Origin of the sequence: Streptomyces sp. NPDC051684 (assembly GCF_044453445.1) — a bacterium.
GTDB lineage: Bacteria > Actinomycetota > Actinomycetes > Streptomycetales > Streptomycetaceae > Streptomyces.
The window spans coordinates 1-20491 of the sequence record NZ_JBITCS010000054.1 but is presented as its reverse complement, the minus strand read 5'-3'; the positions used below and the strand labels follow the sequence as shown (position 1 = coordinate 20491).

At 72.1% G+C, this 20491-nt stretch carries 20 protein-coding genes and 1 pseudogene; 10 read left to right on the top strand and 11 right to left on the bottom strand.

The window, feature by feature from the left end:
• The first annotated feature begins 28 nt into the window (after positions 1-28).
• Together ACIA8D_RS38235 and ACIA8D_RS38230 are read left to right on the top strand one after the other, a co-directional pair.
• Positions 29-1057, top strand: coding sequence for a zinc-binding dehydrogenase (locus ACIA8D_RS38235; RefSeq protein ID WP_399239462.1), 1029 nt, complete (start codon positions 29-31; stop codon positions 1055-1057).
• A gap of 122 nt (positions 1058-1179) precedes the next feature.
• Positions 1180-2628: an FAD-binding oxidoreductase gene (locus ACIA8D_RS38230; protein ID WP_399239460.1), complete on the top strand. Its 1449-nt coding sequence runs from the start codon at positions 1180-1182 to the stop codon at positions 2626-2628.
• Between the two features lie 107 nt (positions 2629-2735).
• Here ACIA8D_RS38230 and ACIA8D_RS38225 read toward each other — a convergent pair whose 3' ends face one another.
• Positions 2736-2951: a hypothetical protein gene (locus ACIA8D_RS38225; protein ID WP_399239458.1), complete on the bottom strand. Its 216-nt coding sequence runs from the start codon at positions 2949-2951 to the stop codon at positions 2736-2738.
• Between the two features lie 198 nt (positions 2952-3149).
• Positions 3150-4262 carry a saccharopine dehydrogenase NADP-binding domain-containing protein gene (locus ACIA8D_RS38220; RefSeq protein WP_399239456.1) on the bottom strand — a complete coding sequence of 371 codons (1113 nt, stop codon included), beginning with the start codon at positions 4260-4262 and terminating at the stop codon, positions 3150-3152.
• Positions 4263-4352: 90 nt separating this feature from the next.
• On the opposite strand from ACIA8D_RS38220, the gene ACIA8D_RS38215 reads away from it, so the two are divergent.
• The 4 genes from ACIA8D_RS38215 (at position 4353) to ACIA8D_RS38200 (ending at position 7264) form a co-directional block, all read left to right on the top strand.
• The gene (locus ACIA8D_RS38215; RefSeq protein WP_399239454.1) at positions 4353-4916 is read left to right on the top strand and encodes a TetR/AcrR family transcriptional regulator; all 564 of its coding nucleotides are present in this window, start codon (positions 4353-4355) and stop codon (positions 4914-4916) included.
• Between the two features lie 181 nt (positions 4917-5097).
• Positions 5098-6342 carry a cytochrome P450 gene (locus tag ACIA8D_RS38210; protein WP_399239452.1) on the top strand — a complete coding sequence of 415 codons (1245 nt, stop codon included), beginning with the start codon at positions 5098-5100 and terminating at the stop codon, positions 6340-6342.
• 2 nt (positions 6343-6344) lie between these two features.
• Complete coding sequence (locus ACIA8D_RS38205) at positions 6345-7037, top strand: TetR/AcrR family transcriptional regulator (protein ID WP_399239450.1); 693 nt, start codon at positions 6345-6347, stop codon at positions 7035-7037.
• A 5-nt stretch (positions 7038-7042) separates the two neighbouring features.
• Positions 7043-7264: a ferredoxin gene (locus ACIA8D_RS38200; protein WP_399239515.1), complete on the top strand. Its 222-nt coding sequence runs from the start codon at positions 7043-7045 to the stop codon at positions 7262-7264.
• Positions 7265-7548: 284 nt separating this feature from the next.
• Here the strand turns inward: ACIA8D_RS38200 and ACIA8D_RS38195 are convergent, their stop codons facing one another.
• Entirely contained in the window at positions 7549-8466 is a 918-nt protein-coding gene (locus ACIA8D_RS38195; RefSeq protein WP_399239448.1) for an SDR family oxidoreductase, read from the bottom strand.
• A 99-nt stretch (positions 8467-8565) separates the two neighbouring features.
• Here ACIA8D_RS38195 and ACIA8D_RS38190 point away from each other — a divergent pair, with 99 nt between their 5' ends.
• Entirely contained in the window at positions 8566-9255 is a 690-nt protein-coding gene (locus ACIA8D_RS38190; protein ID WP_399239446.1) for a TetR/AcrR family transcriptional regulator, read from the top strand.
• A 45-nt stretch (positions 9256-9300) separates the two neighbouring features.
• Here ACIA8D_RS38190 and ACIA8D_RS38185 read toward each other — a convergent pair whose 3' ends face one another.
• Positions 9301-10650 (bottom strand): FAD-binding oxidoreductase, encoded by a 1350-nt coding sequence (locus ACIA8D_RS38185; protein WP_399239444.1) that lies wholly within the window; start codon positions 10648-10650, stop codon positions 9301-9303.
• A gap of 70 nt (positions 10651-10720) precedes the next feature.
• Here ACIA8D_RS38185 and ACIA8D_RS38180 point away from each other — a divergent pair, with 70 nt between their 5' ends.
• Both ACIA8D_RS38180 and ACIA8D_RS38175 read left to right on the top strand, forming a co-directional pair.
• On the top strand, positions 10721-11638 hold the full coding sequence (locus ACIA8D_RS38180; RefSeq protein ID WP_399239442.1) for a LysR family transcriptional regulator: 918 nt from the start codon (positions 10721-10723) through the stop codon (positions 11636-11638).
• Positions 11639-11740: 102 nt separating this feature from the next.
• Positions 11741-12793 (top strand): zinc-binding dehydrogenase, encoded by a 1053-nt coding sequence (locus ACIA8D_RS38175; protein WP_399239513.1) that lies wholly within the window; start codon positions 11741-11743, stop codon positions 12791-12793.
• 48 nt (positions 12794-12841) lie between these two features.
• Here ACIA8D_RS38175 and ACIA8D_RS38170 read toward each other — a convergent pair whose 3' ends face one another.
• The 3 genes from ACIA8D_RS38170 to ACIA8D_RS38160 form a co-directional block, all read right to left on the bottom strand.
• Positions 12842-13333 (bottom strand): flavin reductase family protein, encoded by a 492-nt coding sequence (locus tag ACIA8D_RS38170; RefSeq protein ID WP_399239440.1) that lies wholly within the window; start codon positions 13331-13333, stop codon positions 12842-12844.
• 109 nt (positions 13334-13442) lie between these two features.
• Entirely contained in the window at positions 13443-15608 is a 2166-nt protein-coding gene (locus ACIA8D_RS38165; RefSeq protein ID WP_399239438.1) for a tetratricopeptide repeat protein, read from the bottom strand.
• Positions 15605-16015, bottom strand: a complete 411-nt coding sequence (locus ACIA8D_RS38160; protein WP_399239436.1) for a hypothetical protein — start codon at positions 16013-16015, stop codon at positions 15605-15607. The genes ACIA8D_RS38165 and ACIA8D_RS38160 overlap by 4 nt, the downstream gene beginning before the upstream one ends.
• Positions 16016-16277: 262 nt before the next feature.
• Between ACIA8D_RS38160 and ACIA8D_RS38155 the strand changes: the two genes are divergently transcribed.
• Positions 16278-16406, top strand: coding sequence for a hypothetical protein (locus ACIA8D_RS38155; protein WP_399239434.1), 129 nt, complete (start codon positions 16278-16280; stop codon positions 16404-16406).
• A gap of 54 nt (positions 16407-16460) precedes the next feature.
• On the opposite strand, the gene ACIA8D_RS38150 is transcribed toward ACIA8D_RS38155, so the two are convergent.
• From ACIA8D_RS38150 to tsaD, 4 genes and pseudogenes are all read right to left on the bottom strand, one after another.
• The gene (locus ACIA8D_RS38150) at positions 16461-17858 is read right to left on the bottom strand and encodes an MFS transporter (protein ID WP_399239432.1); all 1398 of its coding nucleotides are present in this window, start codon (positions 17856-17858) and stop codon (positions 16461-16463) included.
• A 3-nt stretch (positions 17859-17861) separates the two neighbouring features.
• Positions 17862-19013 carry an LLM class flavin-dependent oxidoreductase gene (locus ACIA8D_RS38145; protein ID WP_399239430.1) on the bottom strand — a complete coding sequence of 384 codons (1152 nt, stop codon included), beginning with the start codon at positions 19011-19013 and terminating at the stop codon, positions 17862-17864.
• Between the two features lie 118 nt (positions 19014-19131).
• Positions 19132-19221: a putative leader peptide gene (locus ACIA8D_RS38140; protein ID WP_399239511.1), complete on the bottom strand. Its 90-nt coding sequence runs from the start codon at positions 19219-19221 to the stop codon at positions 19132-19134.
• Positions 19222-19462: 241 nt separating this feature from the next.
• Positions 19463-20345, bottom strand: a pseudogene (tsaD, locus tag ACIA8D_RS38135) (tRNA (adenosine(37)-N6)-threonylcarbamoyltransferase complex transferase subunit TsaD); the annotation flags it as partial.
• Positions 20346-20491 lie beyond the last annotated feature (146 nt).

The following is a 20491-nucleotide window of genomic DNA, read 5'->3' as shown; positions in this document are numbered from 1 at the left end:
CCCCGCCCCCTGTTTGGAGCAACCCCTCATGCGTGCAGCAGTGATGTACGGAGCCGGAGTCGTCCGCGTCGAGGACCGGCCCGACCCGAAGATCGTCCAGCCGGCCGACGCGGTGGTCCGCGTCGTCGCCTCCTGCGTGTGCGGCAGCGACCTGTGGCCGTACGCGTCCATGCCCGCCACGGACACCGGCCGACCCATGGGCCACGAGTTCCTCGGCATCGTCGAGGACACCGGCACGGACGTGACCGGCCTCAAGGCGGGAGACCTCGTCGTCGCGCCGTTCACGTACAGCGACAACATCTGCGACTACTGCGCCAAGGGCCTGCACATCTCGTGCCGCAACGGTGGCCGGTACGGCTTCGACGGTGTCGACGGCGGCCAGGGCGAAGCCGTCCGCGTGCCGCACGCGGACGGCACCCTCGTCAAGCTGCCCGTGTCCGCCGACTCCGCGCTGCTCCCGTCGCTCCTGGCGCTGTCCGACGTGATGACCACAGGCCACCACGGCGCCGTCACCGCCGGCGTCGGCCGCGGTGACACGGTGCTGGTCGTCGGGGACGGCGCGGTCGGCCTGTGCGCGGTCATCGCCGCGCACAGGCTCGGGGCCGAGCGGATCGTTCTCGCCGGCCGCCATGCACCCCGCACCGACCTGGGCCGCCGTTTCGGCGCCACCGATGTCGTCGCCGATCGCGGCGAGGAGGGCATCGCCCGGATCCGCGAGCTGACCGGCGGCGTGGACAAGGTGATCGAGGCCGTCGGCACCCGCCCGGCCCTCGACACCGCGCTCGGCGCGGTCCGGGACGGCGGCGCCGTCAGCCGCCTCGGTGTCCCCCAGTACGAGCAGGGCCCCATCGGGCCGGCCCAGTTCATGCGCAACATCACCCTGACCGGCGGCGCCAGCCCCGCCCGCGCCTACATCGAGCAGCTGTTGCCCGATGTCCTGGACGGCACCATCGCCCCCGGCCGCGTCTTCGACCGGACCTTCACCCTCGACGGGACGCCGGACGCCTACCAGGCCATGGCCGACCGTCAGGTCCTCAAGGCCCTCATCCGCCCCTGAACCCGCGTTCCCCCCTCCCCACACAAGCACACAACTGCCGTACACGGCCCGAACCCACATCGTGGAGCATCCGGGCTGTCCGGTCCCTTCCACGGTCTTGTGCAAACGATCTTCCCTTGCGCATGCTCGGACGGTCCCTGCCGCACCGCACGACCGCCCGTCCGCTGGAGGCCGCCTTGACCGCACCCGCCACCCCCGCACTCGGCCCCGCCCTGGACGCGCTCCGTGCGGCCCTCCCCGCCGAGTCGGTCACCGTCGATGCCGACGTGCTGGCCGCGTACAGCACGGACCACGCTCCGTTCTGCCCCAGTGGCACGCCGGTCGCCCTGGTGCGGGCCCGCAGCACCGACGAGGTGGCGGTCACGTTGCGGATCGCCCACGAGCACCGCATCCCCGTGGTGCCGCAGGCCGCCCGCACTGGGCTCTCCGGCGGTGCCAACGCGGTCGACGGCTGCGTTCTTCTGTCCGTGGAGCGCATGACCCGGATCCTCGACATCGACGTCGTCGACCAGGTCGCGCGGGTCGAGGCGGGTGTCGTCAACGCCGACCTGTCGCGGGCCGTCGCCGAGCACGGCTTGTTCTACCCGCCGGACCCGTCGTCCTGGGAGTCCTCCACACTCGGCGGCAACGCGGCCACGAACGCGGGTGGCCTGTGCTGTGTGAAGTACGGCGTGACCGGCGACTTCGTGCGAGGGCTCACCGTGGTCCTGGCCGACGGCAGCGTGCTGCACACCGGCCGCAGCACCGCCAAGGGTGTCGCGGGCTACGACCTCACCCACCTCTTCGTAGGGTCGGAAGGTACCCTCGGTGTCATCACCGAGGTCACCGTCGGGCTGCGGCCCGCCGCCGAACGCCCGCTGACCGCCGTGGCGTTCTTCCCGACCACGTCCGCCGCGTGCGCGGCCGTCCCCGGGTACATGAGCAGCGGGCCGCGGCCCAGCCTCCTGGAGTTCATGGACCGCCCCAGCATCGACGCGGTGAGCGCGTACCGCGACCTGGGCTTCCCGGACGATGCCGGAGCCGTCCTCATCGCGCAGTCCGACCGGGGCGAATCGGCCCCGGCCGACCTGCGCCGTTTCGCCGCCATCGCCGAGACGCACGGCGGCACCACGGTGATCGCCGAGGACGCCGCCGAGGCCGAACTCCTGCTGGCGGGCCGCCGGTTGGTCGGCATCGCGACCGAACGTCTCGGCGCCTACCTGGCCGACGACGTCTGTGTCCCGCGCGGCCGGCTCGCCGAGATGATCGACGGAATCGCCGAACTCTCCGAGCGACACGGCCTGTTGGTCACGTGTGTCGCCCACGCCGGTGACGGCAATGTCCACCCCAATGTCATCTTCGACCGCGACAACGCCGACGAGGTGCGCCGCGCCCACGAGACGTTCGGCGCGATCATGGACCTCGGCCTGCGCCTGGGCGGCACCATCACCGGCGAACACGGCGTGGGCCTGCTCAAGCGCGATTGGCTCGCCAAGGAACTCGGTCCGGCTGGTGTGCGCGTCCATCAGGGCATCAAGGCGGCGCTCGATCCGAGCGGAATCCTCAACCCGGGGAAGGTTCTGGCCTTCTGAGCCGCTGTCTGTGGCGGGCGCGCCCCAGACAGCATGTACGAATGTCTGTGCAGGGGTGCGAGTACGGACGCGGAAGTGCGGATGATGACGCACGTGGCACGCCGGTATCACCTCCAGGGCGTACGGCAGCCGGAGATCGCGGCGCGGCTCGATCTGTCGCGGGCGAAGGTGTCGCGGCTGTTGAAGAGGGCGTTGGAGCGCGGCATCGTCCGGATCACGGTCACGCCGCCGTCGGGAATGTTTCCCGAGCTGGAGGACGGGCTGAAGGAGCGGTACGGGCTGAAGTCGGCGCTCACGCTGCTGTACCTCGCGGCGGCGTTCATTGTCCCACTTCCTCAAGAGCCCGTCGGATCCGCAGGACCGGGAGGACGGCACGTCGGACGCGGCCGCTCGGGTCGGCGAGCCGGTGGACGCCTGACGCTCCCGGAGGGGCTGTCGCTCGGCTCCTCAACTGCCGCCCCTCGAAGAGCTGTTACCGACTCGACGGCGCTTCGGGGCCGCGGCGGCCATGGTGGCGGCGTTCAACAGTGAGGAAGGACCTCGTCCACGAAGTCGGCTCCGGCCGCGACGGCGAGATCCGGGCCCAGCGCGGCGGCCGGCGTGTGAGCGCCAGGGCGTCCCTCGCCCGCGGCGAGCCGGAGCGCGGTCTGCGCGGCCACGGCGGAGGTGAAGTCCATGGCGTCGCCGGCCCGGAGCCAGCCTTCGTGGACGGTGCCGTCGGGCCAAGCGATGACGGCGTGGCCCCAGGTGTGAGGGCGCGGGCGCGGGGCGGCCTTGGCCTTGATCCGGGACATCCGGTCGACCGCGAAGGACCGTACGGCCCGGATCCGCAGGATCGCCGAGAGCAGTGGAAGGGCCGCTCGAACGGCGATTGAGGCGGGTACGAGGCCGGAGGTCGCCGACACCGAGGGGGCGCCACTCACACGGTGAGCGGCGATGAGTTCCCCGGAGGGAACGCCGACCGAGGACATGCGCTCCCCGTCGGGAAGGGTCAGTTGACGGACCTCGCGGCCGAGGCGGGTCCTGACCAACCGGCCGCCCTCGTAACGGCGGCCGCCCATCGCGAGGCTGTCCACGATGCTGGCGGCCAGGGCGTCGCCGAGCGCCCCCTCTTCGACGGCGACCGAGGCGAAGGAGTCCACCCGGACCCGACTCGGCACGGGACGGTCCTCGCACATGCGCGCCACGACCGCCTCGGTTCCGACGACACCGAAACCCGCACCGGTCACCACGGTGCTTCCCGCGGCGGCGGCCTCGTCGTGCAGGGCGAACAGGCGGTGGAAGGCGATCGGGTCGTTGGCCTGGTCCAGGTAGTGGCCGCCGGGCATGCAGGCGCGTGCGAGCGGGACGGCGCTCTCCGCGTAGTCGCCGATGGTATTGACGACCACGGCGGGCCGTTGCCGGGAGATCTCGGCTGCCATGGCGTCCGCCCCCGACGCGACGACGATCTTCGAGTCCGCGTCGAGCCCGAGGTCGGCGGCGGTCTTGCGCAGTCGGTCGGCGTCGCGTCCGACCAGGACGGGCACGGTCCCGGCCGCCACGATCCGCGCCGCGACGGCCCGGCCGACCCTGCCGGTGGCCCCCAGGATCCATATGTCGCTCAGCCTGTCGTTCCGTATTTCGCTCTGCGCCATGACTCCTCCGCCTTCCGTGATGTCTCACTGTGTCATCACTAGATTAGCAGCGATGTCACAGTGAGACATAGCGATGGGTAGGATGTGGGCATGGCACGTTGGGACGCTGGAGCTCCGGAACGCCTGCGCCAGGCGGCACTCGACCTGTTCGGCGAGCATGGCTACGACGCGGTGACGGTGACGCAGATCGCGGAGCGCGCGGGGCTGACCCGCCGCACCTTCCACCGGTACTTCCCGGACAAGCGGGAGATTCTCTTCGCCGGCTCCGAGCGGCTTCCGCTCGCCGTGACCGAGGCGGTTCTCGCCGCGAAGCCCGGTCTTGCGCCGCTTCGGGCGGCACTGGCGGCCCTCCGCGAGGTCGGTACGGAGGTCAGTGCGATGGTCACGGACTCCGGACGACGAAGGGCGATCATTGAGTCCAGCGCGGAGCTGCGGGAACGTGAGCGCAGCAAGTCGGCCGACATCGCCGCCGCGTTGAGGAACGCCCTGGAGCGACGCGGATCCGGGCCCGTGGAGGCGCGCCTTGCCGCACGCGTGGCCTCGATCGTTTCCGAGGAGGCCTTCGGTCGCTGGGCCGAGGGCGAGGGCCCCTTCCCCGAGTGCTTCGACGTTGCCGAGGCGGCGCTTCACGCGGTGCTGGCCACGGACGCCTGAGGGGTACGGCGGCGACGGCGCGGCGTGTGTCGGTGTGCCGCGCCGGACGCGTCCGTCCTCTGTGCGACCACCGTTCCGTTCCGGACTCTTCACGCTGGAAATCAAGCCATCCGCTTGCTTAATGCGACTGTTTTAACCTTGAGTGAAGGGCAATGCCAGGCACCTACTTCGGAAGGCCGCCATGCCCCACGTACCCCACGACGAAGCGGCAGTTCGGCGCTACCCCTTCGCGCAGCCCGCACCGCTCGAGGCGCCCGGCGAGTGGGAGGTGATGAGACGGGAGTGCCCGGTCGCGCGCGTCACCCTGCCCAGTGGTGACGAGGCCACCCTGCTCACCCGCTACGACGACGTCAGGTCCGCGCTGAGCGACCCGCGGCTGAGTCGCGAGGGCACCGCGAGCGAGGACGCCGCGCGGGTGTCCGACGGTGCGGGGGACATCTTCAACAGCCCGATGGCCCGCACCCTCAACGCCGTCGGGCAGCAACGCTGGCGCCGCCTGCTCAACCGCTGGTTCACCGCCAAACGCGTCCAGGCCCTGCGCCCCGACATGGAGCGCGTGGCGGAGCGCCTGATCGACGAGATGACCGCGAAGCCGGGCCCCGCCGACCTGGTGGCCGGGCTCGCGTTCCCGCTGCCCGTCTATGTCATCTGCGCCATGCTCGGCGTGCCGGAGCAGGACCGGGACGCCTTCAAGGGCTGGTCGGACATGTTCCTGAGCATGACGAAGTACAGCGCCGACGAAATGGCCACCGCCCAGCGCGAGTTCGCCGACTACATGACCGCGCTGATCGCCGGGAAGCGGGCCGAACTGGAGGCGGGGCGTGTCGTCGAGGGCGAGGAGGACCTCCTCACGCTCCTGCTCACCGCACAGGACGGCGAGGGCGCCGTCCTGCCGGACGAGGCCCTCGTCGCCACCGGGCAGGCGCTGCTGCTCGCCGGGCACGAGACGACCGCCGGGTTCATCGCCCTGATGGTGGCCCACCTGCTGTCCGACCGCAGCCGCTGGGAACGCCTCCTGGCCGACCGCTCGCTCATCAGGTCCGCGGTCGAGGAGTCACTGCGGATCGACCCGAGCAACGGGCTCGGCATGGTCCGCTACGTCCACGAGGACGTGCAGTTCGGTGAGGACGTGGTGCCCAAGGGGACCACCGTCGTGTGCGGCATGTCCGCCGCCAACCGGGACGAGAACACCTTCACGGACGCGCACACCATGGACCTCTCACGCTCGCCCAATCCGCACCTCACCTTCGGCGCGGGCCCGCACTCCTGCCTCGGCCAGCCGCTGGCCCGCACCGAGATGCAGACCGCCCTGGAGGTCCTGCTGCGCCGCCTGCCCGGTCTCGAACTGGCCGTGGACCGAACCGAGTTGCGGCAGGTCGACGGGCTGCTGACCGGACCGCTGCACGAACTGCCGGTGCGATGGTGAGCGTGTCACCCGGGCGGGAGGCCGGGGCGGCCCGGCCCGGAGGCCGGTCGTCGGGAGCCCGGTCCCTGGAGACGCGCCACGCCATCATGGCCGCCGCCGAGCGCCTCTACGCCGAGCAGGGCATCGGCGGCGTCTCCAACCGGCAGATCGGCGAGGCGGCGGGACAGGGCAACGTGGCCGCGGTCGGCTACCACTTCGGCTCCAAGACCGAGCTGGTGCGCGCCATCGTGGCCCACCACTCGGCGGCCGCCGAACGCATCCGCCAGGACATGCTCGACGGCATCGAGGACCCCGATGACGTACGCGCATGGGTCGAGTGCCTGGTGCGGCCCGTGCCGGAGTACCTGGCCCGGCTCGACGCACCGACCTGGTACGCACGCTTCTCCTCGCAGCTCATGACGGACCCGGTCCTGCGGTCCGTGCACACCGACGACGCCCTGAACCGCCGCCCCCTCGCCGCCGTCCTCAGCGGACTTGGCGGGCTCCTCGGCCACGTTCCGGCCGAGGTGCGCCGCGCCCGCGGGGCGATGGCGACCGTCCTCATCACGCACACCTGCGCCGAGCACGAGGAACGGGTGGGACGCGGCGCGGCACCGCCCGCCTCCTGGCGCGCCACGGCCACGCTCCTCGCCGACGCCGTCAGCGGCCTGGTCGCCGCACCCTCCACCCCCACCCCGAAGGAGTGGCCCCAGTGACCTCCCTGAAGATCACCGTCGACGAGGACAAGTGCTGCGGCGCCGGACAGTGCGTACTGATCGCACCCGAGGTCTTCGACCAGCGCGACGACGACGGCATCGTGGTACTGCTCGACGCTCAACCGCCCGTGGACCAGCACGCGTTGGTGGACGAGGCCGCCAGTGTCTGCCCGGCCGCCGCCATCGAGCTGAGCGACAAGGCGGAGGAGGGCCTCAACGGGGCCTGACCGCCGCGCAGACCCTGCGGCGCCAGGAGAACCGGACCAACGCCACGGACCAGGCCGCGGCGGTGGCCGACACCACGGGCTGGGTCGAGGAGATGGAGCTCGACGACGCCGTCGAGGCCATCCACAAGCTGCGCGCGGGCGCCGGGACCCAGATCCTGCTGCGCGTCGGGTGAGGACGAGCGGGCGCGGTGGGCCGCGGTCGGTCAACCGCTCAACTCGTATGACAGCGACGTGTGTTGGAGTGGTGTGCGCGCGACCCGTAGTCGCCTGGCCGGCGCCATGTCTCAGACGGTCAGCCCCGGCACGGCCACCCCGGTGAGCCGTTCGGCCTCCGCCCACAGGCGTGCCGCGACCGTCTTGTCCCGTGCGCTGCGCGGGAGTTGGGTGGTCCTGGTCGGGCCCACCAGTCCCCAGCGCGGGCCGTAGTAGTGGCCCGGTGCGGCCGCGTGGTCGGTGGCCGCGTACAGCAGGGGTTCCGTGCCCTGTTCCGGTCCCTGCGAGGGCACGATCTTGTACAGGAGCGACTCCACGAAGCCGGGGCGGCCGCCGTTGAGGGTCGGGCCCGAGGTCATGAGGTTGGTGCGGGTGTAGCCGGGGTGTGCGCCGGCCGACAGCAGCGGCCAGCCGCGTTCGGCGGCGAGGTCGGCCAGGTGCAGCGTCATCAGCATGTCGGCGAGCTTGGACTGGGCGTAGGCGCGGGTCGGGCTGTACTCGCGGGTGGACTGCAGGTCGTCGAAGTCGATGCGGGCCCGGTTCGCGGTGCCGCTGCTCATCGTGGTCACGCGCGGGGCGGGGGCCGTCAGCAGGAGCGGCAGGAGCTGGACGGTGAGGGCGAACGGGCCGAGGAAGTTGCTGCCCAGTTGCAGCTCGAAGCCGTCGACGGTCTCGGTGCGCTGGGGCACGTTCATGACGCCGGCGTTGTTCAGGAGCAGATCGAGCGGCCGGCCGTCCGCGGTCAGGCCGTCGACGAAGGCGCGGACCGAGGCGAGGTCGGCGAGGTCGAGGCGGCGGACCTCCACCCGGGCCCCGGGGTGGGCGGCCAGGATCTCCTCGCGGGCCTGCTCCCCCTTGGCGGGGGTGCGGACCGCGAGCACGACATGGGCCCCGGCCCCGGCCAGCCGCTTGGCCGCCTCCTTGCCGGTGCCGCTGTTCGCGCCGGTGACGACGGCGAGCTTTCCGTGCTGGTCGGAGACCTGATACATGAGGATCCCTCTTTACGTACTGCCGGTATCTTGTCTCCGCCCCACGGTAACGTACCGCCGGTCGCTTATCAAAGTACCGCCGGTATGTAACATGACGGTGTGACCTTCCAGCGCGCCCGCACCGACGAACAGCGCAGCCAGCGCCGCCGCCAGATCCTCGACACCGCGGCGGCGCTGCTGACCGAGATGCCGGTCGCGAAGCTGAGCCTGAACGAGCTGAGCCGACGCGTCGGCCTGGCCAAGGCCAACGTGCTGCGCTACTTCGAATCGCGCGAGGCGGTCCTGCTCGACCTGCTGGACACCGAGATCCAGAGCTGGCTCGCGGAACTGCAACAGGTGCCGGCTTTCGACGGGAGTACGGCGCGGGAGCGCGCCGATCTCCTGGCCGACCTGCTGGCCACGTCGATGGCGCGGCGACCGGTGCTCTGTGACCTGTTCAGCGCGCAGGGCACCGTCCTGGAGCACAACATCTCCACCGACCTCGCCGTCCGGCACAAGCACGCGGCCCGCCGGTCGCTGGGGTCCTTGGTCGAGCTCACGCGCCGCCACGTACCCGAACTCGGCGCCGACGGCGCGGCCGCCCTGGTGGAGTCGACCCTGCTCATGGCCATGTCGGCGTGGCCGTGCAGCCGCCCGTCGGACGCGATGCTCGCCGCCTACGCATCGGACCCCGAACTGGCCGCCATGCGCCTGGACTTCACCGACGTCGTCCGCCGCACGACAGCGATCACCGCCTCCGGCCTGCTGGCCCGGCGGGGCGAGCGGAGCGATACCGGTCCGGCCTCTTGAGCGGGAGGCGGCACCGACCTCGGGTCCTCCCGCCCGGCCGCCCGCTCAACCCGCAGGCCTGATGTTCCGGTTGAAGCGGAACATGTTCGCGGGGTCGTACCGCTGCTTCAGCCGGGTCAGACGGGCGTACGTGTCCGCCGAGTAGCCGGACGCCGTCTGCTCGTCGCCCGCAGCCGCGGCCGCGCCGTAGACGAAGTTGAGGTGGCGGCCGACCGTCCACGGTGCGAGCGCGTCCAACGGGCGCTTGAAGTCGGCGGGTTCCATGGTGTCGGTGCCCTCGCCGATCAGGCGGACGGCGTACCGGGCGTCGCGGTGCTCGATGACGTTGTCCGACGTGGTCGTGTGCGTGGCACCGCCCAGGTGGCGGATGTCCGTGACGACGGTCGGTTCGGGGCCGAGCGCCGCGAGGAGACCGTCGGTGGCCTCCTCGGGGAGGTCCGCGAGGAGGGCGTTGGTCGCGGCGTACGCGTGCGGGTCCTCGGGGTCGCGGTGCACGGTGTACGACTCGGTGTACGGCATGTCGCGCAGGTCGTCCGTCAGCGGCGTCCCGACGGCGCGCAGCGGCGCGACCAGGCGCTCGCTCTCCTCGGCGGACGACGTGGAGACGATCCGGATCGACGCGACGAAGTGGCCGCGCAGATGCGGCGGCAGCACCGGCAGGTCGGGGAGGCGCACCATCGCCAGGCTGGACGTGAGGGTGTCCGGGACGGTGTGCGTCCACGCGCGCCAGGCCCGCACCACCGCCGGGACCAGTGGTGTGTCGAACATCATCTGGCCGCCGAAGATACGGGCCACCGGGACTAGTTGGACCTCCACGCCGGTGACGACACCGAAGTTGCCGCCGCTGCCGAGCACCGCCGCGAACAGTTCGTCGCCGGGGCGCAGCGTCCGCCTGCGGCCGTCGGCGGTGACCAGGTCGACGGCGGTGACATGGTCCGCGGCGTAGCCGAACTCGCGGACCATGAGGCCCACTCCGCCGCCGAGCAGATAGCCGACGACACCGACCGTGGGCGAGGAGCCGTTGAGGGGCGCGAGCCCGTGTTCGGCGGTGGCCGTCACCAGGTCGCCCGCGCGTACCCCGGCACCGACTCGTGCGACGCGGCGCTCGGGGTCGATGTCGATGGTGTCGAGGCGGCGCGTGGTGACGAGGACGCCGCGGTCGGCCGGGACGGACAGCCCGTGCCCGGTGGACTGCACCGCGACCGGCAGCCGGTGCCGGGCCGCGTACTCCACCGCCGCCCGGACGTCCTCGGCGTGGCGCGCGGCCACCACGACGTCGGGCCGGTGCCCGTAGGCGGTCTGGAACCCGGCGAGCTCGGCCGTGTACCGCGGGTCGTCCGGCGTGTACCAGTGGCTCTCGAACGAGGTCGTCTTGTCCGTCGCTTCGTTGTCCATGGCTCCAGCCTGCGGCGGTCCGATCGATACGTCCAACACATGGATCGACTGGATCCCATATGATCGAGTTATGGAACTTCGACAGCTGCGCTACGTCGTCGCCATCGCGGAGGAGGGCAGCTTCACCGCGGCGGCCGCGCGGGTCCATGTCGCGCAGCCGGGCCTGTCGGCGCAGATCGGCGCGCTGGAGCGGGAGTTGGGGCAGAAGCTGTTCCGGCGCGGCCGGCACGGTGCCGCGCTCACGGAGGTCGGCCGGGCGGTCCTCGAACACGCCCGGGAGACCTTCGCCGCCGCCGAGCGCATCCGCTTCACGGCCGACGAGTACGCGGGGCTGCTGCGCGGCGAGGTGCGCGTCGGCCTCGTGTCCGGCGCGGCCACCGACGAGTTCGACATCGCGCGCGTGCTGGCGGAGTTCCGGCACGACCACCCCCAGGTACGGGTCAGCCTCTCCGAACACAGCTCCGAGGAGATGCTCACCGCGATCGTCAACGGCGGCCTCGACATCGCCGTCGTGGGCCTCACCGGCGCCGAACTCCCCGCGGCCGTCGCCACCGACACCATCCTGGAGACGGGCATCGTCGCCGCGGTCGCCGAGGACGACGACCGGCTGCCCCGGGACGGCATCCCGCTCGCGGACCTCGCCCACGAGCACCTGATCTGCCTGCCGCACGGCACGGGCATCCGCGGCGTGCTCCAACGCGCCTGCGACGCCGCGGACATCACCGCGGACGTCGTCTACGAAGCCGCTTCCCCGCCCGTGCTGCTGCGGATCGCCGCCCGCGGCCTCGGCGTGGCCGTCGTCCCGGAACTCACCCCGGACGAGGCGGCCGCCTTCCATGTGCGCACCGCCCCGATCACGCACCCGTCCCTGCGCGGCAAGTTGGCCCTCGCGTGGGACAACCGCGGCGGGCGGACCCCGGCCGTGAACGTGCTCCTGGGCCAGCTCCGCATCGCGTTCGGCGCCGCGGAAACCCGCGGCCCCCGGTGAGGTGCCCGGCCGCACCGTACGCGTCCCGCCCCCGCGTGGGCTGTGATCGTCTACGGCGGCTACCGTGCGGCGAAGTGGTTCGGCCCGCTGAAGGAGGAAGAAGTGAAGGCGCTGCGTTACCACCGCTTCGGCGGCCCCGTCGCCGTCGAGACGGTCCCCGACCCGCGGGTTCCGCGGGACGGCGCCGTCGTACGGGTCGCGGCCTCCGGCCTGTGCCGCAGCGACTGGCACGCCTGGTCCGGCCACGACGACACGGTGTCCGTGCCCCAGATCCCCGGCCACGAGTTCGTCGGCCGGGTCGAGGCGGTGGGCGCGAACGTACGGAACTGGTCCGTCGGCGACCGGGTGACCGCCCCCTTCGTCAACGGGTGCGGAAGCTGTGAGTGGTGCAGGGACGGCAACGCGCAGGTCTGCCCCGACCAGACCCAACCCGGCTTCACGCACTGGGGTTCGCACGCCGAGCTGGTCGCCGTGCGGGCCGCCGACACGAACCTGGTGGCGGTGCCGCCGACCGTCTCGGACGCCGCTGCCGCCAGCCTCGGCTGCCGGTTCGCCACCGCCTATCGCGCCGTGTCCGCGCGCGGTCGGGTGCGGGCCGGGGAGTGGGTGGCCGTCTTCGGGGCCGGGGGAGTGGGGCTCAGCGCCATCATGATCGCCGTCGCACTCGGCGCGCGGCCGATCGCGATCGACCGCTCCACCGAGGCGCTGGCCCTCGCGGCCAAGGCAGGCGCCGAACACGTACTGGGCGTCTCGGACAGCACCGTCTCGGAGATCGTGGAACTCACCGGCGGGGGCGCCCATGTCGCCGTGGACGCGGTCGGGGCGGCACCGGTGATCGACATGGGGATCCGGTCGCTGCGCCGACGCGGACGCCACGTGCAGATCGGGCTCCTGGCGGGGCCGCCCCCTGCGATTCCGCTGGACCGCGTGCTGGCCTGGGAACTCGATGTCCTGGGCAGCCACGGGATGGCGGCGAGCGACTACCCGGAACTGCTCGACCTGGTCGAACGTACGGTGCTGCGGCCCGACGACCTCGTGACGCGTGCGGTCGGCATGGACGAGGCCGCGCAGTTGGTGTTCGCCGAGGACGCCGCCCGGGGCTCGGGCATCACCGTGCTGTGCCCGCAGGGCGACCATGACGGGCCGGGGACCTGAGGCGGTGGCGCCGCCGACCGGTTCCGGACCACGCTCGTCGCCGTGTCATCAGTCGACGGGATGGCCCGGGGTGATGTCATCGGCGTCGGAGAGCCGGAACGGCTGCTGCAGCTCAGACCCGCCGCCCGAACCAGCTGCCTCCGGGGCGAGCACGAACCCCACGTGGTCGCCCCCGTCGAACCGCCCCACCACACGCCCCACCAGCCAGGCCCGAGCCGTTCCGAGCACCACGGTTCCGTGCGGCCCCCGACCCCACTCGACCGTCGCGAACTTGTCCACACGGTCCCCGCTCTCACCGCCGAACAGCCGGGCCAGCGCGTACTGATCACGCCCCAGCAGGTGTACGGCGAGGTGCCCGGCCTCCTTGGCGACCCGGTGCGTCCGGTTGGCCTTCGACAGCCACACGACGTAACGGACGGGCTCGATCGAGCACTGCGAGGAGAACCCGACCAGGCACCCCGCCCGCTCGCCGTCGGCCTCGGCGGTGACGACACACAGCTCCGGATCCAGACACTCCACGAACGCGTCCGCGACGGGCATGGCGTCGAACACCTCCCTCAGGTCGTCATACACCGGCGGGGCCGACAGGCCGTCCGGCCGGCTGACTCCGCCTCCAGCCGACCATACGCAGGGCACGGCCGCACACCCGTCATTCCGTCGGACCGGAGCCGTCCGCCTCTCGGCACTGGGCGAGGAGGCCCTGAGCGCTACGTGTCCAGGGATGGGTCGGTCCGAGCACCTGAAGGCGTCCCGCCACAAGGAGCTCGACCTGCTCGACCGCTTCGGCGTGCCGACCCAGGGCAGTCAGGACCTGGCCGAGCGCATGGCGTGCGTTGAGCACCAAGGGGTAGTCCGCAGCGAAGATCTGCTCGTACCCGGTCAGTGCCTTGAGCGCGTGGGGCAGGGCTTCGGCGTGCCGGTTCGCGCAGATGAGGCATGCGGCGAAGTTGAGCTCCGCGGTGAGCGTCAGGACATGGAGCTCCCCGAGGGTGCCGTAGCAGTCCGCGAGCAGCCCGGGGCCCGTGGCGATCATCTCGGCCTGCTCCGGAAGACCGGCCATGCCGGGGTTCGACGCGATCTCCATGTAGGCGGACCGGGCCATCAACGTGAGTGGGTGCCGGCTCCCCAGCGTCTCCTCCCGGACCCGTACGACCCGGCTGCGCAGCGGAGGCACTTCGTGGATCCGGCCGAGATTGGCGAGCGGACTCCCCACCTTCAGGCACGCTTCCAACGTCTCCGGCGCGTCGGCGCCCAGCGCCCGCTCGCAGTCCGAACGCAGTTCCTGGTAAAGGGCCTCGGCCTCCTCGAAGCGGCCGAGGCGGAAGAGCGCACGGCCCACGCGCAGCCGGAGGCGGAGCACGCTCGCGTTGTCGGAGGACAGACCCGCGGTGGCGAGGGCGACGGCGTCGGTCGCCAAGGTGAGGGCCGACGAGTAGTCGCCCGATCTGTGCACCGCGACGATCAACCGGTGGGCGCAGTCGGCGGCGCCCTCGAGGGTGGAGGAACTGGTGCCCCACCGCGTCGCGCGCCGCAGCAACGCCATGACGTGCGGGGCGAGCAGGAGCATCGCGGGGTCCTGCGCCCCGCGTTCGGGTACCTCCGGCAGCATGGCAAGCAGCAGGCGGGCAGCCGTTTCGACGAGCTGCTCCCGCTGTCCGTCAGGGGTCGAGTGCGCGACGCTGTCCAACAGGATCCCGTGCACGCGCAGGCAGCGCACCTGCCCCGGTACGAGCTCGGTGAGCGAGTGGTCGAGGAGTCCGCGCAGGGCGGACTCGACGCGGGAGCCGGGCAGTTCGGCGCCGAGTTCGGTGTTCGCGAGGAGCTTGAGCGGGAGCGGATCGCCCGCCCAGCAGGACAGCAGACGCAACAGCGGTGTGGCCTCCGGAAGACCCTGGGCCGTGAGGGAGTCGAGGGAGAGCTGCCAGGTGCGGTTGAGCAGGTGCCGGGGGTCGAAGTGGGTCTCGTCGACCGCGTCCACGAGAGCGGCGGGCTCGATGTCGGTACTGCCGTCAAGGCGGAGACGGTAGTCGGCGAGCGTCCAGGGGTCGATGACCTGGTGGGCGAGGAAACCGCCGGCGAGGGTGAGCGCCAGCGGGAGGTGTCCGAGACGGTCGGCGACCTCCGCGGCGTCGTCGAGGGTGCCGGCGTGGGGCGCGATGTCCTGGAGGACGAGGGCGGCGTCCTGGCGCGGCAGGACGCCGAACTGGAGGAGTTCCGCGCCCGGCCACCAGTGCGTCGCGGCCTGGCGCGTGGTGACGACGACGATGCCCGCGGGGCTCGTACGCAGCCAGCCTCCCGCGCGCAGGATCGCCGGGGTGTCGGCGTTGTCGAGGACGAGCAGCCAGGGCTCGCCGGAGCGGTCGAGGTAGTGCCAGACGAGGTCGGCGGCGGGGCGCAGGCCGCCGCGCGCGCCGGTGAGTTCGGCGTCGGTCGCGCCCCGGTCGGCGGCGACGGCGAGCATGCCGGAGCGCAGCGAGGCCGGATCGGAGGCGTTGACCCACAGCCCGACGCGGCCGACCTGCTCGGTGGCGTGCCGGAAGAGGGTGTAGGCCACGGCGGTCTTGCCGCAGCCGCCCAGGCCGTGCAGGACGTAGACGCGGTTGCCGACACCCGGCTCGACCGCGGCGCGCAGTTGGTCCATCTCGCCCACGCGGTCGCGGAGGGCGACGGGGGCGCGGCCGACGGCCGGGTGGCGCACCGAGTCGGGCCCCGACCACTCGGAGGCGTGGTGATGGTGCTCGACGATGTGCTGGTCGCCGGAGGCCTGGTAGACGCGGCCGTGTCCGTCGGCCCGTGCTTCGTTGGGGCTGCTCATCGGTTATCGAAGTGCTGGTCGCGGCCAGCCTGGTAGACGCGGGCGTGCCCGGAGGCGGTGGCGTGCTGGGTGACGGACGTGATCTCGGGTGCGAGGGGCCGCAGTTCGTCGACGAGCGCGCGCAGGGCGCGGGCCTCCTCGGGGTGTGTCGCGAGCAGCCGCCGGATCCGGCCCTGCCACTCCGCGCCCAGTTCGGCAGGGGACTCGGTGTCGCCGTCGGTCTGCGCGGCCAGCAGGTCCGCCCGGGTCACCTCCAGCTCGGCGGATATGGCGTCGGCGCGGGCGGGTTCGGCCCGGCGCCACAGCGCGGTGACACCGTCCCTGGCCCGCTGCCAGGCCTCGGTCGTCAGCAGGCCGACCAGCGTCGTGCCCGCCGTACCCGCAAGCGCGACCATCTCCGGATCCATGAACTCTCCCCCCGTGAAAGGACGTTACTGGTGATCCAGAATATCCGGAACCGTCGGCCCGCCGGGTCCCGCGACGGCGGAGGGGCGGTCTTGATCGCCGACCGTCCGCTCCAGGGAGCGTTGTCAGTCCTGGGACGTAGCCTCGGGTTCTCTGTTGATGCGACCTTCGCGTGCGACGTGGAGGAGCCGTTCCGTATGGAGGGCTCCTTGCGGGACGGCCCTGGGGCGCTTCTTCTGCGATGACGTACTGGGCGGTCGCGCGGTGAAGTTGCGGTTCGACTGGACCAACGCCGCGCCCGACGCGGCCCGTTGGGAGCAGGCGTTCTCCGACGGCGACGGGGCGACCTGGCGGACCAACTGGACCATGGACCTCAGTCGGCTCGCCGCCTAGGGCCTGTCGTTTGGATCAGGCCCCGCGAGCCCGGCCTGATCCAAACGACAGGCCCTAGCGCGGGGAGTCCGGCCCACCGGCGCCGGCGGGCCGGCCCGTTCGGACGAACAGCTGCTCCTCGCGGAGGCGGGACGTCGCCCAGACGCTGCCCGCCGCCGACAGGACGAGGTATCCGCACGCCGGCCACGGGGTGCCGGAGCCGAGGGCGAGGAAGGCGGTGACCAACAGTGGGGTGATGCCCGACGCGAAGATGCCGGAGACCTGGTAGACGGCCGACATGCCCGTGTAGCGCACGTGCACCGGGAACAGCGCCGCGAACAGCGTGCCCTGCGCCCCGTAGAAGCAGGCGTGCACGATGCCCAGGGCGAGCACGAGCGCCACCGCGAAACCCAGCACCCCGCCGGTCTCGAACAGCAGGAAGGCGGGGAAGACCGACACACCGAACGCGGCCATGCCCGTCAGATAGACGCGCCGCGCGCCGAATCGGTCCACGAGCCGCCCCGACACCGGGACGAGCACCGCCATGACCAGCGACGCGCCGGTCACCGTCAACAGTGCGGACGTGCGCGGCAGGTGCAGCGTCCCCGTCGCATACGTCAGGGCGAACACGCCCCAGGTGTTGAAGGCCACGCCCTCACCCCACCGGGACACCATGCCGAGGAGCAGGTGGCGGCGCGTCAGCCGATCGCGCACCAACTCGACCAGGGGCACGGCCCGAGGCCCCGTCGCCATGCCGAGCACGGCCCGGAACGCGGGGGTCTCGTCGATCTTCAGCCGGACGGTCAGCCCGACCGCCACCAGCACCAGGCTGGCCAGGAACGCGACCCGCCACCCGTAGCCGAGGAACGCCTCGTCGCTCAGTACGTTGCTCAGGAGCGCGAACACGCCCGTGCCCAGGGCGAGTCCGAGCGCCAGGCCGATCTGCGGATAGCTGCCGAACCGGCCCTTGCGCCCCTCCGGACCGTGCTCCACGGCAAGCAGAACGGCCCCGGCCCACTCGCCGCCGAGCGCCACACCCTGCGCGACACGCAGGACCAGCAACAGCACGGGGGCGAGCGCGCCCACCTGTTCGTAGGTGGGCAGCAGGCCGATCAGCGCGGTCGAGACGCCCATCAGGCCCATGGTGAACGCGAGGGTGCGCTTGCGGCCCACGCGGTCGCCGATGTGCCCGAAGAGCAGCCCGCCGAGCGGCCGGGCGACGAAGCCCACCGCGAACGTGGCGAAGGCGAGCATGGTGCCGACCGTGCCGTTCGTCTCCGGGAAGAACAGCTTCCCGAAGACGAGGCTCGCCGCCGTGCTGTAGAGGAAGAAGTCGTACCACTCGACGGTGGTGCCCAGCAGGCTGGAGAGCACGACGGTGCGCAGTTTGCGCCCGGCCGTCGCGCTGCCGCCCGCGTCCGGTTCCGGGGCCGCCGGGCGCGTACGTGTGTCGGTGCTGATGTCCGTACCCACCGCTCACACGCCCGCGAACGCCACGGTGCCGGACTCGACGGGGGCCGGCGCCGCCGGGTGCCGCCACAGTCCGCGGCGTTCGAGCAGCGGCAGGACACCCTCGCCGAACCAGTACGCCTCCTCCAGGTGCGGAACGCCCGAGAGCACGAACTCGTCGATGCCCAGCCGGTGGTACTCCTCGATGCGGTCGGCGACCTCCGTGTGGCTGCCGACCAGGGCGGTGCCGGCGCCGCCGCGCACCAGGCCGACGCCGGCCCACAGGTTCGGGTAGATTTCCAGGTCGGAGCTGGTGCCGCTGGAGTGCAGCGCGCGCATCCGCTTCTGGCCCTCGGACTCGGACGTCGCCAGTCCGCGCTGCACGGCTGCGATCCGCTCCGGGTCCATGCCCTCCAGCAGCCGCTCGGCCTCCGCCCACGCCTGCGCGGCGGTGTCACGGGCGATGACGTGCAGCCGGATGCCGAACGTGGCGGTGCGGCCCAGGAGTTCGGCGCGCCGGCGGACCTCGGTGATCTTCTCCGTCACGGCCTGCGGGGGTTCGCCCCAGGTCAGATACGTGTCCGTGTGCCGGGCGGCGACGTCCAGGGCCGCGGGGGAGGAGCCGCCGAAGTAGACACTGGGCACGGGGTCCGGCAGCCGGTTCAGGCGGGCGCCCTCCACACGGAGGTGTGCGCCGTGGTGGTCGACGGTCTGCCCGCCCCACAGGCGGCGCACGATGTCGAGGAACTCGCCGGTGCGCGCGTACCGCTGGTCCTTGTCGAGGAAATCCCCGTAGGCGCGCTGCTCGGCGCTCTCGCCGCCGGTCACCACGTTCAGCAACAGGCGTCCGTGGGACTGCCGTTGATACGTGGCGGCCATCTGGGCGGAGAGCGTGGGGGAGATCTGGCCGGGCCGGAAGGCGACGAGGAACTTCAGCCGCTCGGTGACCTGCGTCAGCATCGCCGTGGTCAGCCACGCGTCCTCGCACCAGGCCCCGGTGGGCGTCAACGCCCCCTCGAAGCCCAGCTGTTCGGCCGTGCGGGCGATCTGGCCCAGGTACTCCACGGACGCCGGGCGGTCGCCTCCGGCGGTGCCGGGGGTCGAGCCGTGGCCGCCGCCGACGACGTGGCGGCTGTCGCCGGTGGTGGGCAGGAACCAGTGGAAGGTGAGAGTGGACATGACGGGGCGGGGACCTCACAGAGACAGAGGACGGAAGGTGAAGGCGGAAAGAGGGCAGCGGAACGCGCGAAGGGTGGCGCGGCGCGGCGCGGTGCGACTTGCGGGTGCTGGTGCGGTGTCAGTGCCGACAGCAGGCGCTGGTGCATCGGCAGAGATCAACATGCCGACGGGCGACGAGCAGGGCACCGAGGTCGAATGCGTCGCACATGGGCGCGGCAGGAGCGGACCACGGCAGACGGCGCTGAACGTCGAGCGGTCGCACGGACCCTCCCTTCCTCACCTCTTGCCTACTATTCCTACTGGATTGCTAGGGAAATCTCCCGCACGTGCGCCCACTGGTCAAGTTCCGTCTCAGTAGACGGACGTGGTGGGACAGGGGGCTGCCGTGTCGCGCTCCACCGGCTCCAGCGATGCCTGCCGTTCCACGTCCACGAGCCCCTGGCCGCGTGCGCCGCCGCACAGCGCTGTTCGGCCAGCGCGCGGACCCGCGAGTTCGCGGCCACACCGCCCGCCACGATCAGTGTGCGCACGTCGTGGTCCCGGCACGCACGCAGCGCCTTGCGGGGGAGGACGTCGGCGACGGCCTCCTGCAGCGCGGCGGCCCCGTCGGCGACCGACGGCTCCTCGCCGCGCAGCCGGTGCCTCTCCACCCACCGGGCGGGCCGCGGTCTTGAGCCCGGAGAAGGAGAAGGTGTACGGATCGTCGCCGCCCTTGGTCAGCGGACGCGGGAAGGCGACCGCCTCCGGGTTCCCCGCCCGCGCGACGCGGTCGATGGCGGGCCCGCCCGGATAGGGCAGGCCGAGGATGCGGGCGACCTTGTCGAAGCACTCGCCGGCCGCGTCGTCGAGGGTGTCGCCCAGGTGCACGATCGGTGCGCGCGCCAGGTCACAGACCAGGAGCAGCGACGTGTGACCGCCGGAGACGATCAGGACGACACACGGCTCGGGCAGCGGGCCGTGCTCCAGGGTGTCCGCGGCCACGTGCCCGGCCAAGTGGTGCACCCCGTACAGCGGAACGCCCGCCGCGTAGGCAAGGGACTTGGCGCCGGCCAGGCCGACCTGCAGCGCACCGGACAGGCCCGGTCCGGTGGTGACGGCCACCGCGTCGAGCTGTCCGAGCCGCATCCCGGCGTCGCCCAAGGCCTGCCGCACGACCGGTGCGAACGCCTGCAAGTGGGCGCGGGAGGCGATCTCGGGCACCACCCCACCGAAGCGGGCGTGCTCGTCCATGCTCGACGCCACCACGTGGGCCAGCAGCCTTCCGTCCTGCACGATGCCCGCGCCGGTCTCGTCGCACGACGATTCGATCCCCAGCACCACCGGTGCGCTCATGCCATTGTTGCAATATATGTGCAATAAGAATCTCGGGCGTGGCCCACCCCTGGTCCTAGGTCGTGTCCGCAAAGTGGTTGGCGCGTTGGTGTTTTCGTGGTGCGTCGTCATGAGCTGACTGATCAGGCCTGGGTGGTCGTTGAGCC